The sequence below is a fragment of the Paenibacillus naphthalenovorans genome (assembly GCF_001465255.1).
GTDB lineage: Bacteria > Bacillota > Bacilli > Paenibacillales > NBRC-103111 > Paenibacillus_G > Paenibacillus_G naphthalenovorans.
Genome location: NZ_CP013652.1, coordinates 5,032,778 through 5,046,027 on the forward strand (window position 1 = coordinate 5,032,778; position 13,250 = coordinate 5,046,027).

10 protein-coding genes, 3 rRNA genes and 1 riboswitch are annotated in these 13,250 nt (G+C 51.7%); of the genes, 9 read left to right on the forward strand and 4 right to left on the reverse strand.

The window, feature by feature from the left end; genetic code table 11:
• Nucleotides 1-6: 6 nt before the first annotated feature.
• The 8 genes from tsaE (at nt 7) to IJ22_RS24770 (ending at nt 8,966) form a co-directional block, all read left to right on the forward strand.
• Nucleotides 7-480, forward strand: coding sequence for a tRNA (adenosine(37)-N6)-threonylcarbamoyltransferase complex ATPase subunit type 1 TsaE (gene tsaE, locus IJ22_RS24735; protein WP_054819623.1), 474 nt, complete (start codon nt 7-9; stop codon nt 478-480).
• Nucleotides 477-1,340 (forward strand): tRNA (adenosine(37)-N6)-threonylcarbamoyltransferase complex dimerization subunit type 1 TsaB, encoded by an 864-nt coding sequence (gene tsaB, locus IJ22_RS24740; protein ID WP_062410687.1) that lies wholly within the window; start codon nt 477-479, stop codon nt 1,338-1,340. Before tsaE ends, tsaB begins: the two co-directional genes overlap by 4 nt.
• 16 nt (nt 1,341-1,356) lie before the next feature.
• Entirely contained in the window at nt 1,357-1,851 is a 495-nt protein-coding gene (gene rimI, locus IJ22_RS24745; RefSeq protein ID WP_062410688.1) for a ribosomal protein S18-alanine N-acetyltransferase, read from the forward strand.
• A gap of 192 nt (nt 1,852-2,043) precedes the next feature.
• Entirely contained in the window at nt 2,044-3,105 is a 1,062-nt protein-coding gene (gene tsaD / locus IJ22_RS24750) for a tRNA (adenosine(37)-N6)-threonylcarbamoyltransferase complex transferase subunit TsaD (RefSeq protein WP_082660948.1), read from the forward strand.
• A 358-nt stretch (nt 3,106-3,463) separates the two neighbouring features.
• Nucleotides 3,464-5,013 (forward strand): 16S ribosomal RNA (locus tag IJ22_RS24755).
• A gap of 303 nt (nt 5,014-5,316) precedes the next feature.
• Nucleotides 5,317-8,235, forward strand: a 23S ribosomal RNA gene (locus tag IJ22_RS24760).
• A 73-nt stretch (nt 8,236-8,308) separates the two neighbouring features.
• Nucleotides 8,309-8,425, forward strand: a 5S ribosomal RNA gene (gene rrf, locus IJ22_RS24765).
• Together the 16S, 23S and 5S rRNA genes form the textbook arrangement of a ribosomal RNA operon.
• A gap of 343 nt (nt 8,426-8,768) precedes the next feature.
• A complete protein-coding gene (locus IJ22_RS24770; RefSeq protein WP_062410689.1) occupies nt 8,769-8,966 on the forward strand; it encodes a hypothetical protein in 198 nt (65 codons plus the stop codon).
• Between the two features lie 88 nt (nt 8,967-9,054).
• On the opposite strand, the gene IJ22_RS24775 is transcribed toward IJ22_RS24770, so the two are convergent.
• The 4 genes from IJ22_RS24775 to IJ22_RS24790 all read right to left on the reverse strand — a co-directional run bounded on the left by IJ22_RS24775 (nt 9,055) and on the right by IJ22_RS24790 (nt 12,202).
• Nucleotides 9,055-9,819 carry an AAA family ATPase gene (locus IJ22_RS24775; protein ID WP_062410690.1) on the reverse strand — a complete coding sequence of 255 codons (765 nt, stop codon included), beginning with the start codon at nt 9,817-9,819 and terminating at the stop codon, nt 9,055-9,057.
• Between the two features lie 135 nt (nt 9,820-9,954).
• Nucleotides 9,955-10,425: a hypothetical protein gene (locus tag IJ22_RS24780; protein WP_062410691.1), complete on the reverse strand. Its 471-nt coding sequence runs from the start codon at nt 10,423-10,425 to the stop codon at nt 9,955-9,957.
• A gap of 94 nt (nt 10,426-10,519) precedes the next feature.
• Nucleotides 10,520-11,209, reverse strand: coding sequence for a polysaccharide deacetylase family protein (locus tag IJ22_RS24785; protein ID WP_062410692.1), 690 nt, complete (start codon nt 11,207-11,209; stop codon nt 10,520-10,522).
• A gap of 144 nt (nt 11,210-11,353) precedes the next feature.
• Nucleotides 11,354-12,202, reverse strand: coding sequence for a stalk domain-containing protein (locus tag IJ22_RS24790; RefSeq protein ID WP_054819439.1), 849 nt, complete (start codon nt 12,200-12,202; stop codon nt 11,354-11,356).
• A gap of 5 nt (nt 12,203-12,207) precedes the next feature.
• A riboswitch (cyclic di-AMP (ydaO/yuaA leader) is annotated at nt 12,208-12,359 on the reverse strand.
• A 146-nt stretch (nt 12,360-12,505) separates the two neighbouring features.
• Here IJ22_RS24790 and IJ22_RS24795 point away from each other — a divergent pair.
• Nucleotides 12,506-13,222, forward strand: coding sequence for a DUF6483 family protein (locus IJ22_RS24795; RefSeq protein ID WP_062410693.1), 717 nt, complete (start codon nt 12,506-12,508; stop codon nt 13,220-13,222).
• The last annotated feature ends 28 nt before the right edge of the window (nt 13,223-13,250 follow it).

Below are 13,250 nucleotides of genomic sequence, written 5' to 3' on the forward strand. Positions count from 1 at the left end.
GGAAGAATGCCCTTATATGAATACAGGTCACGCAGTGTGGGGGACACGTCTCGGCTGGCAGAACGCTTAGCCTCGTTGTTTATTCCCGGCACCGTGCTGACGCTGGACGGGGAACTGGGCGCCGGTAAAACCACGTTCTCCCAGTCGGTTGCGAAGGCGATCGGGGTGAAGGAGATCGTAAACAGCCCTACCTTTACGATCATCAAAGAATATGAAGGAGAACGGTTTCCTTTTTACCATATGGATGTGTACCGCTTATCTGCCGAAGAGGCGGACGAACTTGGATTGGACGAATATTTTTACGGTCAGGGCGTGACTTTGATTGAATGGGCGTCCATTATCGAGGACCTGCTGCCGCCCGAGCGGCTGGCTGTGCGGATCGAGCATGATGGTGAGCAAGGACGGCGCTTCCAATTGATTCCCTATGGCGAACCTTACGAAGAATGGTGCCTGAAACTGAAGGAGAACGGATACTTATGATAACTGGAACGGGAACGGATCAAACCGGCCGGCACGGCGGCCTGATGCTTTCCGTGGATACGTCAACGGCATCCATGACGATTGCGCTCACCCGGGAAGACAAGCTGCTGGGAGAGATGACGTCGAAAGCGGAAAGAAACCATTCGCTGCACCTGATTCCCGCGATGAAGCGTCTTATGACGGAGGTGGACGTCAAGCCGGCGGAGCTTAACGGGTTTGCCATAGGCGTCGGCCCCGGATCGTATACGGGAGTACGTATAGGAGTAACGGCAGCAAAGACGTTTGCATGGACGCATAAACTGTCGCTGTTTGGCGTATCCACATTGGAAGCCATGGCGCTCGGAGGGGCGGAAACGGCTGTGACCGGAGCATCGTTTGGTATGACCGGGGAAATGTCGGAAGTCCGTGACGGTGAATTAGGCGCACTGGACCGCGTTCTGAAAGAGACGGAGAGAGCTCGCGAAACAGTATGGCTCATTCCTCTCATTGATGCGCGCAGGGGTCAGGCATTCACGGCTTTATACGAGGCAGGTGCCTCCGGCTGGAAGTGTGCCGTCCCGGACGGCATCCGGCTTATGGCCGCCTGGACGGAGGAATTGGCATTGCATGCCGCTAAACACCAACCGGACCGGATCGTCTTTACCGGTGAGCTTGAGCAGCATTCGGAGCCGATTCGATCCTTTGCATCCCGCTGTGCCGGGCGTGTGGAGGAAATGGTTCACGGCGTGAGGGCCCGCCATGTCGCAGAGCTCGGCCGTATTCGATGGAAGCGGGGGGAAACCGAGGATGTTCACGGGTTGGTTCCGAATTATACGCAGCTGGCGGAGGCCGAAGCCAAGCTTCTCGCTCAACGATCATAGAGGAGGACGGTCCGCTATGGAACGTAAACAGGAAACGGAAGCGATTCCTGACAGTGATGTGCAATTCAGAGCGATGCGACGAGAGGACATACCTGTCATCTGTGAGATCGAGCGGGAGTCGTTTACTACGCCCTGGACCGCCGGGGCTTTTGAGAATGAGCTGTCAAACAATCAGTTCGCCCAATATATTGTGATTGAGCATGACGGCGAGATCGCCGGTTACGGCGGAATGTGGCTTATTTTGGAAGAAGCGCATGTCACCAATATAGCGATCCGGGCAAAATACCGGGGTCGCAAGCTGGGAGAACGATTGCTGACGGAAATGCAGCGCACCGCCAGCTTTTATGGGGCGGTACGGATGACGCTTGAGGTGCGCCCATCCAACAAGATTGCCCAGCGGCTGTACGAGAAAAAGGGATTTCGGTCTGTAGGCGTTCGCCGGGGATATTATACGGATAATAAAGAAGATGCCATCATCATGTGGGCAGATCTTCCAAAACGAACCGTATAAGCAAATAACGGCAGAGCAATTTCGCTTCTGCGAAGCCAATGAAGTAAAGAAGTATGAGAATTGCGATCCTGAGATTTTAACATTCAGGAACACTGAGCAATTTCTTTTCTGCAAAACCAATGAAGTTAAGGAAGTATGAGAATTGCGATCCTGAGATTTTAACATTCAGGAACAGGAAGCAGGTTTGCATATATGAATAGAGATCATATGAAAAGCCATGGGAATGAAGGCGATTCGGCGCCCGTTTATATTCTTGCGGTGGAGACGAGCTGCGACGAAACGTCTGCAGCGGTAGTCCGTGACGGACGGGAAATTCTTTCTAACGTGGTTTCAAGTCAGGTGGAGACTCATAAAAGATTCGGCGGTGTTGTTCCGGAGGTAGCTTCACGGAAGCATGTGGAATCGATCACGTGGATTCTGGAAGAGGCGCTGACGCAGGCCGGGGTGCAGCCGCAGCAGTTGGCGGCCGTTGCCGTTACCCAGGGCCCGGGCTTGGTCGGTTCGCTGCTGGTTGGCGTGGTGGCCGCAAAAGCATTCGCTTGTGCCCTCGACCTGCCTCTTATTGGCGTACACCACATTGCCGGCCATATTTATGCCAACGAGCTGGTGCACAAGTTGGAATATCCTTTTATGGCTCTTGTGGTGTCGGGAGGACATACGGAGCTGGTGCATGTGGAATCCGAGGGGAGCTTCCGCATCATCGGTCAAACCAGAGACGATGCCGTTGGTGAAGCCTATGACAAAGTCGGACGGGCACTCAAGCTGCCGTATCCCGGCGGTCCTCATATTGATCGTCTGGCGCATGAGGCGACGGAAGCGGTGACGCTTCCCCGCGCATGGCTTGAGCCGGATTCTTACGACTTCAGCTTCAGCGGGCTGAAGTCGGCTGTGTTGGCTGTGTTGAATCAGGCCAACATGAAAGGGCAGCCTTTGGCCCCGGAGGCCGTGGCGCGAGGATTCCAGGACTCAGTCATCGACGTCCTGGTGGAAAAGGCCATTCGCGCCGTAAGGAAGTTTGGCGCAAAGCAGCTGCTGCTTGCGGGCGGGGTAGCCGCCAACAAGGGTCTGAGAACGGCGCTCGAAACGCGCTGTAGGCATGAAGGCGTACCTTTGCTCGCGCCGCCGCTTAGCTTGTGCACCGACAATGCGGCGATGATCGGCGCCGCCGCGTTCTTGAAATACCGCCGCGGCCAGTTTGCGGCGCTTGATATGAAAGCTGAACCGCAGTTAAAACTCGAGGGATGGTCGGTATAGACTGGAATAATCATGGAGCAGGTTGAATCGGACTGCTCCATGGAAAATTTTCAACAAATAAAACAGTTGCTTTCTATTTTCATTTTTGATATATTACTCTTTGTCGCTTCTGAGGCAGGCATTGAAACAGATTCAACTTGAAACTTGAATATGAAGGTTGGAAAAAATGCTTGCATGCTGAGGAGAAATGTGATAATATATAAGAGTTGTTTCCGGAGGTCAATTGAGATTGATCGGCTTTATCGGAAACTTTTAAGAGAATGAAATTGCCCTTTGAAAACTGAACAACGAGTGAGTGTAAAGATAGAGAATCGAAAGATTCTCGCCAGTAGTAGATGATGAGCTAATCAGCTTTTCTTTATTGGAGAGTTTGATCCTGGCTCAGGACGAACGCTGGCGGCGTGCCTAATACATGCAAGTCGAGCGCTAGGGGTGCTCCCTTAGGGGAGCCCCCTGGAGCGGCGGACGGGTGAGTAACACGTAGGCAACCTGCCTGTAAGACCGGGATAACTACCGGAAACGGTAGCTAAGACCGGATAGGTGGTTTCTCCGCATGGAGGGATCAAGAAACACGGTGCAAGCTGTGGCTTACAGATGGGCCTGCGGCGCATTAGCTAGTTGGTGGGGTAACGGCTCACCAAGGCGACGATGCGTAGCCGACCTGAGAGGGTGATCGGCCACACTGGGACTGAGACACGGCCCAGACTCCTACGGGAGGCAGCAGTAGGGAATCTTCCGCAATGGACGCAAGTCTGACGGAGCAACGCCGCGTGAGTGAAGAAGGTTTTCGGATCGTAAAGCTCTGTTGCCAAGGAAGAACGCCTTGGGGAGTCACTGCCCTGAGGGTGACGGTACTTGAGAAGAAAGCCCCGGCTAACTACGTGCCAGCAGCCGCGGTAATACGTAGGGGGCAAGCGTTGTCCGGAATTATTGGGCGTAAAGCGCGCGCAGGCGGCCGCTTAAGTTTGGTGTATAAGCCCGGGGCTCAACCCCGGATCGCACCGAAAACTGGGTGGCTTGAGTGCAGGAGAGGAAAGCGGAATTCCACGTGTAGCGGTGAAATGCGTAGAGATGTGGAGGAACACCAGTGGCGAAGGCGGCTTTCTGGACTGTAACTGACGCTGAGGCGCGAAAGCGTGGGGAGCAAACAGGATTAGATACCCTGGTAGTCCACGCCGTAAACGATGAGTGCTAGGTGTTAGGGGTTTCGATACCCTTGGTGCCGAAGTCAACACAATAAGCACTCCGCCTGGGGAGTACGCTCGCAAGAGTGAAACTCAAAGGAATTGACGGGGACCCGCACAAGCAGTGGAGTATGTGGTTTAATTCGAAGCAACGCGAAGAACCTTACCAGGTCTTGACATCCCTCTGACCGGTACAGAGATGTACCTTTCCTTCGGGACAGAGGAGACAGGTGGTGCATGGTTGTCGTCAGCTCGTGTCGTGAGATGTTGGGTTAAGTCCCGCAACGAGCGCAACCCTTGAGCTTAGTTGCCAGCATTAAGTTGGGCACTCTAAGTTGACTGCCGGTGACAAACCGGAGGAAGGTGGGGATGACGTCAAATCATCATGCCCCTTATGACCTGGGCTACACACGTACTACAATGGCCGGTACAACGGGAAGCGAAGGAGCGATCCGGAGCAAATCCTTATAAGCCGGTCTCAGTTCGGATTGCAGGCTGCAACTCGCCTGCATGAAGTCGGAATTGCTAGTAATCGCGGATCAGCATGCCGCGGTGAATACGTTCCCGGGTCTTGTACACACCGCCCGTCACACCACGAGAGTTTACAACACCCGAAGTCGGTGGGGTAACCGCAAGGAGCCAGCCGCCGAAGGTGGGGTAGATGATTGGGGTGAAGTCGTAACAAGGTAGCCGTATCGGAAGGTGCGGCTGGATCACCTCCTTTCTATGGAGTCCATGTTACCTGCGGGGTAACGGACAATAAGCAAGAAGCACTCACTCGTGTTCAGTTTTGAAAGGTGCAATGCCTTTCGAAGCTTAGCGTGTTCTTGGCAAAAGTTGATGGTTGCATCGGCAAGCCGGAGCATGGTAAGATACCTTTCCTGCCGGTAAAACGGCAGCGGAAATACGTTTGTTCCTTGAAAACTGGATATCGAAACGAAGCAAAATGCTGAATCATCCCGCTGCGATTTTTGTAAGAAAATCGTCAGCAGCCGATACGTAAGTGTCGGTACCGAATAACCAAATTGGTTAAGCTAATAAGAGCACACGGAGGATGCCTAGGCGCCAGGAGCCGATGAAGGACGTAGCGAACGACGAAATGCCTCGGGGAGCCGTAAGCAGGCTTTGATCCGGGGATGTCCGAATGGGGAAACCTGCGTATCGTAATAGATACGTACCATGCAGTGAATACATAGCTGCATTGGAGGCAGACGAGGGGAACTGAAACATCTAAGTACCCTCAGGAAAAGAAAACAAAAGTGATTCCGTCAGTAGCGGCGAGCGAAAGCGGATTAGCCCAAACCAGGGGGCTTGCCCCCTGGGGTTGTGGGACGTCAACGTGGGTTGAGCAGAGTAGGTGAAGCGGTCTGGAAAGGCCGGCCGGAGAAGGTAACAGCCCTGTAGCCGAAATTCTGCGAAAGCCCTAGACGGATCCCGAGTACCGCGAGACACGTGAAACCTCGTGGGAATCCGGCAGGACCATCTGCCAAGGCTAAATACTCCCTGGCGACCGATAGTGAAGCAGTACCGTGAGGGAAAGGTGAAAAGAACCGCGGGAGCGGAGTGAAAGAGAACCTGAAACCGTGTGCTTACAAGAAGTCAGAGCCCGTTAAAGGGTGATGGCGTGCCTTTTGTAGAATGAACCGGCGAGTTACGTTTGCAAGCAAGGTTAAGGTGAGAAGCCGAAGCCGCAGCGAAAGCGAGTCTGAATAGGGCGAATGAGTTTGCAGGCGTAGACCCGAAACCGTGTGATCTACCCCTGTCCAGGGTGAAGGTGCGGTAACACGCACTGGAGGCCCGAACCCACGAATGTTGAAAAATTCGGGGATGAGGTGGGGGTAGCGGAGAAATTCCAATCGAACTCGGAGATAGCTGGTTCTCCCCGAAATAGCTTTAGGGCTAGCCTCGGGAGATGCGTCGTGGAGGTAAAGCACTGATTGGGTGCGGGGCCCGCCAAGGGTTACCAAGTCCAGTCAAACTCTGAATGCCACAGACGTTAACCCGGGAGTCAGACAGTGAGTGCTAAGATCCATTGTCAAGAGGGAAACAGCCCAGATCATCAGCTAAGGTCCCCAAGTGTGTGTTAAGTGGGAAAGGATGTGGAGTTGCGCAGACAACCAGGATGTTGGCTTAGAAGCAGCCACCATTCAAAGAGTGCGTAATAGCTCACTGGTCGAGTGACTCTGCGCCGAAAATGTAACGGGGCTAAACACACCACCGAAGCTATGGCTAGATATGAAAATATCTGGGGTAGGGGAGCGTTGTAACAGCGTTGAAGGTTGATCGTGAGGACAGCTGGAGCGGTTACAAGTGAGAATGCCGGTATGAGTAACGAAAAGATCAGTGAGAATCTGATCCGCCGAAAGCCTAAGGGTTCCTGAGGAAGGTTCGTCCGCTCAGGGTAAGTCGGGACCTAAGGCGAGGCCGAAAGGCGTAGTCGAAGGACAACAGGTTGAAATTCCTGTACCACCGTGAACCGTTATGAGCGATGGGGTGACGCAGAAGGATAGTGACGCGAGCTGATGGATGCTCGTCCAAGCAGTGAGGCTGGTGTGCAGGCAAATCCGCACATCGAAAGGCTGGGCTGTGATGGGGAGGGAAAATTGGAGTACCGAAGGTCATGAGTTCAGGCTGCCAAGAAAAGCCTCTAGCCAGGGAGAAGGTGCCCGTACCGCAAACCGACACAGGTAGGCGAGCAGAGGATGCTAAGGCGCGCGGAAGAACTCTCGTTAAGGAACTCGGCAAAATGACCCCGTAACTTCGGGAGAAGGGGTGCCCCGGTAGGGTGAATAGCCCGAGGGGGCCGCAGTGAAAAGGCCCAAGCGACTGTTTAGCAAAAACACAGGTCTGTGCGAAGCCGCAAGGCGAAGTATACGGGCTGACGCCTGCCCGGTGCTGGAAGGTTAAGGGGAGCGGTTAGGGTAAGACCGAAGCTGTGAACCGAAGCCCCAGTAAACGGCGGCCGTAACTATAACGGTCCTAAGGTAGCGAAATTCCTTGTCAGGTAAATTCTGACCCGCACGAATGGCGTAACGACTTGGGCGCTGTCTCGACGAGAGATCCGGTAAAATTTTAATACCTGTGAAGATGCAGGTTACCCGCGACAAGACGGAAAGACCCCATGGAGCTTTACTGCAGCTTGATATTGGACTTTGGTACGATCTGTACAGGATAGGTGGGAGCCAGGGAAGCATGAGCGCCAGCTTGTGTGGAGGCGACGTTGGGATACCACCCTGATCGTATCGGAGTTCTAACCTGGTGCCCTAAGCGGGTATGGGGACAGTGTCAGGTGGGCAGTTTGACTGGGGCGGTCGCCTCCTAAAGCGTAACGGAGGCGCCCCAAGGTTCCCTCAGAATGGTTGGAAATCATTCGCAGAGTGCAAAGGCAAAAGGGAGCTTGACTGCGAGACAAACAGGTCGAGCAGGGACGAAAGTCGGGCTTAGTGATCCGGTGGTACCGAATGGAAGGGCCATCGCTCAACGGATAAAAGCTACCCTGGGGATAACAGGCTTATCTCCCCCAAGAGTCCACATCGACGGGGAGGTTTGGCACCTCGATGTCGGCTCATCGCATCCTGGGGCTGAAGTAGGTCCCAAGGGTTGGGCTGTTCGCCCATTAAAGCGGTACGCGAGCTGGGTTCAGAACGTCGTGAGACAGTTCGGTCCCTATCTGTCGCGGGCGCAGGAAATTTGAGAGGAGCTGTCCTTAGTACGAGAGGACCGGGATGGACGTACCGCTGGTGTACCAGTTGTCTCGCCAGAGGCACGGCTGGATAGCCAAGTACGGAAGGGATAAGCGCTGAAAGCATCTAAGCGTGAAGCCCCCCTCAAGATGAGATTTCCCAGTAAGTAAGACCCCTTGTAGACGACGAGGTAGATAGGTTCGGGGTGGAAGCACGGCAACGTGTGGAGCTGACGAATACTAATCGGTCGAGGGCTTATCCAAAAAGCACATGAAGATGATCAGCAGCTTGGTTTCGATCCAGTTTTCAGGGCGCAAGCCTTGAGAAATGAATACGTTTGGTGATGATGGCGGAAGGGAACCACGCGTACCCATACCGAACACGACCGTTAAGCCTTCCAGCGTCGATGGTACTTGGACCGCAGGGTCCTGGGAGAGTAGAACGTCGCCAAGCAAATGTATTCAAAAAGCCTGCAAGTCATTTAATATGACTTGCAGGCTTTTTGTACTTCAGGATAATATTACGCTTATACATGGAAGCCTCCCTCGATGTAAATTGGATTTTAACATACATAACATTCCGATATTCCCTTTATTGGTAAAGAGCGGTTGAATGAATCAGGGCAAACAGACTGCATACTAACTGAAGATTTGCAACTTTAGAGCTGTAATGATATCCAGCAAGAAAGCTGATATATGGAGATGACGGATCTAGATTCGAATACTCCAAAAAGCTCGGAAGCTACGTCGAAGGAAAGCGTAAATTCACAAACCACACCTCAAGGAGGAATGAGTTCATGAGCAAAGTGCAAAATAACAACGAAAATGAAGAACTGGCCGAATTAGGAACCCATGCCGCGGGAGCAACCGACCTGCATCATACGCGGACAACGAATGAGGCCGTACAAATCGATCCTCCTGTAGGTAATCAGCCGGGAGCCGTTGATAACCGAAGCGGGAAGTTTGATGTGAAGAAGAACGGAAAGCCAATCTGACCTCATGGATCGGTCACAGGCATTAGAGAAAGAGCAGGGATCCGGCGGAAGCACAAGGATGCCTGCTCTTGCTATTGGTCTTTTATGATTATTCCACATCTGCGAACAATTCCTTCAGCATCCGTTCCCGGTTTAGCAGGAACTGTTTCATAATGATATAATGATCGGTTTCTTCCAGAGTTATCTGTTCAATGCCCTTGTCCGTAAGATTGTACATCAGAGCGTCGGGATATCCCATTAAAATGGGAGAATGAGTAGAAATAATAAACTGGGAGTTTCGATTCACTAAAGCGTGAATACGGGCCAGCATGGACAGCTGCTTAAAAGGAGACAAGGCCGCCTCGGGCTCATCCAAAATGTAAAGGCCATTCCCTCCGAAACGGTGAAGGAAAGCCGCGAAGAACGATTCTCCATGGGATTGCTCGTGCAGTGATTTGTCGCCATATGACCGTATGATAGGGGGGGCCGAGGACTGCTCACGATCCATTTCATCAATGTTCGTTGCCAGGTTGTAATAGGTTTCGGCGCGGAAAAAGAAGCCGTCTTTCGGTTTACGGACTCCGCGTACCAAACGGATATAGCGGTGCAGCTCGGAATGCGATGAACGGGTAGAAAATGTAAAATGGAGACTGCCGCCCTCCGGATTAAATCCCCATGCGATAGCCGCCGCTTCAAGCAGTGTGGATTTTCCCATTCCGTTCTCGCCTATAATATAGGTTACTTTGGGGTGCAAAGGCAAAGAGGTGAGTTCGCGCAAGGAAGGAAGATTAAACGGGTATGCTGTAAATGAGGGAATCCGGTCCCTTAACAGCTCGATACTCCTCAAGTAAGCGTGTTGCTCTCTGAAAACCATACGGCGCCGCTCCTTTCCCATGATCCTGAACAAGTTTATGATACAAAAAAACAAAGGCAAAGGCACCCCATCCCAACCAAGAGTGAGGTGCCTTCATTTAAACACCAAGCGTGGTCCTGAAACTAAGCGATAAAGCTACATACGTGAAAATCCTTCATCGTGCAGATATTCGATCGCCTCAGCATAGGTGTCAAAAGCGGACTCCAGATGAAGTCCCGAGTACACATACCACATTTCGTCTTCTTCCAGCAGCACAAGCGTATGGTTATCCGGACCGATCCATCTTTCTTCTTTTGCATCTCCAATAATGGCCTGTTCCTCTGTTGTTCTCGGGGAGAGAGAGCGGATGGAGGCCTCTATGATCGCATGAAGCTGTTCCTTGGAGAAATCACGAATATTGACCAAGCCTTTGTCATCCTGATCGTAACCATACAGAAGACCGGCATAAACAAAACCGTTACCGTTCGGATGCAGATGATAAACCACAATCTTTTTGTCATGGGCGCTTTTTTCATAATGATAATTGATCCGGCCCAAGGATACATTTTTACGTTCCAACTCCGGGAACGATTCCACAACGGCACGTTTTTCTTCAAAAGAAAGCATGATATCCCTCATAACATAGCTTATTGAATTCCAATTGATTATATCATAGGACATCCCGACCGCACCATGATCACATCTTTTGAAGATAAACGGTTTATTTGCGTGTTTTGGCAATCAAATCTGATACGGTGACGAACTGATAACCCCGCCGCGTCAGCTCGGGTAAAATTTGTTTAAGAGCCTCTACGGTCTGGGTGCAGTCCCCTTGAAGATCGTGGAACAGCACAATATCGCCGTTGTGGGCATTGTCCAGAACCTGGCGGACAATTTTGTCTACGCCCGGCTTTTTCCAATCCTGCGTATCCTGATACCAAGACCACATCACGACCGTAAGTTGATCCTTTTTGACAGATTGAAGCAAGGCATCATTGTAAAAACCTCCAGGGGGACGGAAAACGTGCGGCATTTGTTCTGTGATATCGAATATAACCTCCTGGGTTTGGCGGATTTCTTCTACGAGACGTTCGGGGGGAAAGTTTTTCAAGTAATGATGATCGAACGTATGATTGGCGATTTCATGTCCCTCGTTTACCTCGCGGATGGCAATGGCAGGGTACATCTGCACGCGTTTGCCAATAACGAAAAAAGTGCCTTTAGCCCCGTATTGATTCAGCAAATCCAAAATCTGCGGCGTATACACCGGATTCGGCCCATCATCAAACGTAAGTGCGATCAGCTTCTGATCCGTCTCGACGTTCCATACGACCTCGCTGTTTGAGGGTGCGGCGCCGGTAAGAAACAGGACCACCAAAGCAATCATGAACCTACACATACGGCGATGCATAACGAATCGACCTCCGTTCTGACATGACCATCTTAGGTTTTGGACGTCAGAACAAAAGTATGCGGCAAGTCCGGCAGCCAAAAAAAAGCAGCCGCCTCGATGGAGAGACGGCCGCTTCGTGCTATGGATGAGAATCAAATAAGATCATGAACCGAGAATATATACTTTTACTTGTTGAATTCCGAACATTCTTGCTTTATTTTTGCTCTCAGGCAGGAAAATGTCTATGCGGTTGCCTTTCACCGCACCTCCTGTATCGGTTGCCGTGGCGTACATTCCGCCGGCAGGAAGACCATCATACGTATAACCCTCGACATACACTTTAGAGCCGAGCGGGATCACGGACGGATCTACGGCAATGGTGCCCAGACGCAGCGGGTTGCCCATATAGTCGAGTCCCGCATAACCGCCGTTCTCATCGGCAGAAGCAGTATAGGCCGTAGCCTTGGCTACGATCACTTTGGAATAATTCGGTACCTTGCTAACCTTGTTCACCGGGCGGTACCATGCGGGAGCATGATATTGGCCGTCCGTGCTGAGAATCGCGATCCGGTTGATCTTGTCCCATTGGGTTTTGATTCCGAAAGTATCGGAAATCAGCCGAAAAGGGACATACACGCGTCCGTCTACAAACTTGGCCGGGTCCGTAATTTGAGTCGGCTTTCCATTAACCGTCATGCTCCGGTCACCGGTCGACAGCGAAACGGTTTTGTCGCTGCTCTGTATTGTAATGGTGAATCGGGAACCGTCTTGTTCCCACTGAAGCTTGTACCCGAGCTTGTCCGTAACCGCTCTCGCGGGGACCTGAAGTTTGTGATTCTCATCCACAAAAGGCTGTGCATCCGGAAATGCCACGAGCTTTTTGTTTACCTGTACCTTGACGTCATCAGCCAGGCGTACAGGTTCCTGCGCATGTGCGGGTATAGATGCCGTTAAAACTGAAGGCACGGCAAATACACATGCCAGGAGCATGTTTTTGAAACGAAAATTCATGATGCGTTCCCTCCTGTTTTTGCCTCCGAGGTTAGTTGTCGGGTTCGGGAAGAGGTTGTTCCCTAGCGCAGCCGTGCAGCCTGCAAGCATTCACCCCAAGTGCTTAGTCCCCCGTACGTACACATAATTAAGCTGTACGATTCGGCTTTTAAAAGCCTAACATAGGATAATGTTCCGGTTCAATGCACAAAATCATCCAATCATTCCCTCATAATGGAATTGCTTCTAGCGCCGGTTTTCCTCATGCTGCATAATCCTGTACAATAAAAAGAACGACACGGCCAGAATTGAAGGGAAGAGATCATGTACAGACGCGATTATCTCATGCGGTTGATTGAGCAGACGACGGAAGTGCTGCATAAAGTAATGTTCGCAAGGAAAAATCAAAGTTTGCAGGAAGCCCTTGAACTGTTGAATCAGGCCATGCGTCAATTGTTAGGGCTGAATTCCAGGCTGATTCACGCTTTATCTACCAAGGATTTGCTCGCACTGCTTTCCAAGGACGGACATGTCGATCAAGGAAAAGTGCTGGCTTTAGGAGATATGCTGAACGCGCGGGGCGCTGCACAGAAAGAGAGCGGTCACGCGGCTGCTGCAATTAAGGACGGCTTAAAGGCGCTGGACTTGCTGCTCACCGCCAGGGAGATGGATCCCCGGGATGAATTGGGCGGGATGTTCAAAGAGCGGATCGATGCGGCGCTGGCTCTCGCGAACCGTGCGTCTATGCCGACGGATACCATGCATAAGCTTGTTTTTTATTATGAGGATTGCGGACAATATGCCAAAAGCGAGGATGTTTTATTTCATTTATTGGACGAGCTAAACGAGGATGAACATCTCCGTGAGGAGTGGATAACGGTGCTGGATGAAGGGATACGCATGTACGAACGCTGGCGTTCTGTCGAAGAAGAGCGGCTGGCTGCAGGCAATTTATCCAAGACAGAAGTCGAAGACGGCCTCGAGGAACTGAAGAATATAAAAATAAAACATGCCACTATCAGGAAAAATCTGAATGAATAGGGTACGAAATGCGAACTATTATTTATGT

What these genes read in the sequence shown, in the direction of transcription:
- tsaE (WP_054819623.1), top strand. Translation starts at nt 7, where the DNA reads ATGCCCTTATATGAATACAGGTCACGCAGTGTGGGGGACACGTCTCGG.
- tsaB (WP_062410687.1), top strand. Translation starts at nt 477, where the DNA reads ATGATAACTGGAACGGGAACGGATCAAACCGGCCGGCACGGCGGCCTG.
- rimI (WP_062410688.1), top strand. Translation starts at nt 1,357, where the DNA reads ATGGAACGTAAACAGGAAACGGAAGCGATTCCTGACAGTGATGTGCAA.
- tsaD (WP_082660948.1), top strand. Translation starts at nt 2,044, where the DNA reads ATGAATAGAGATCATATGAAAAGCCATGGGAATGAAGGCGATTCGGCG.
- IJ22_RS24770 (WP_062410689.1), top strand. Translation starts at nt 8,769, where the DNA reads ATGAGCAAAGTGCAAAATAACAACGAAAATGAAGAACTGGCCGAATTA.
- IJ22_RS24775 (WP_062410690.1), bottom strand. Translation starts at nt 9,819, where the DNA reads ATGGTTTTCAGAGAGCAACACGCTTACTTGAGGAGTATCGAGCTGTTA.
- IJ22_RS24780 (WP_062410691.1), bottom strand. Translation starts at nt 10,425, where the DNA reads ATGCTTTCTTTTGAAGAAAAACGTGCCGTTGTGGAATCGTTCCCGGAG.
- IJ22_RS24785 (WP_062410692.1), bottom strand. Translation starts at nt 11,209, where the DNA reads ATGCATCGCCGTATGTGTAGGTTCATGATTGCTTTGGTGGTCCTGTTT.
- IJ22_RS24790 (WP_054819439.1), bottom strand. Translation starts at nt 12,202, where the DNA reads ATGAATTTTCGTTTCAAAAACATGCTCCTGGCATGTGTATTTGCCGTG.
- IJ22_RS24795 (WP_062410693.1), top strand. Translation starts at nt 12,506, where the DNA reads ATGTACAGACGCGATTATCTCATGCGGTTGATTGAGCAGACGACGGAA.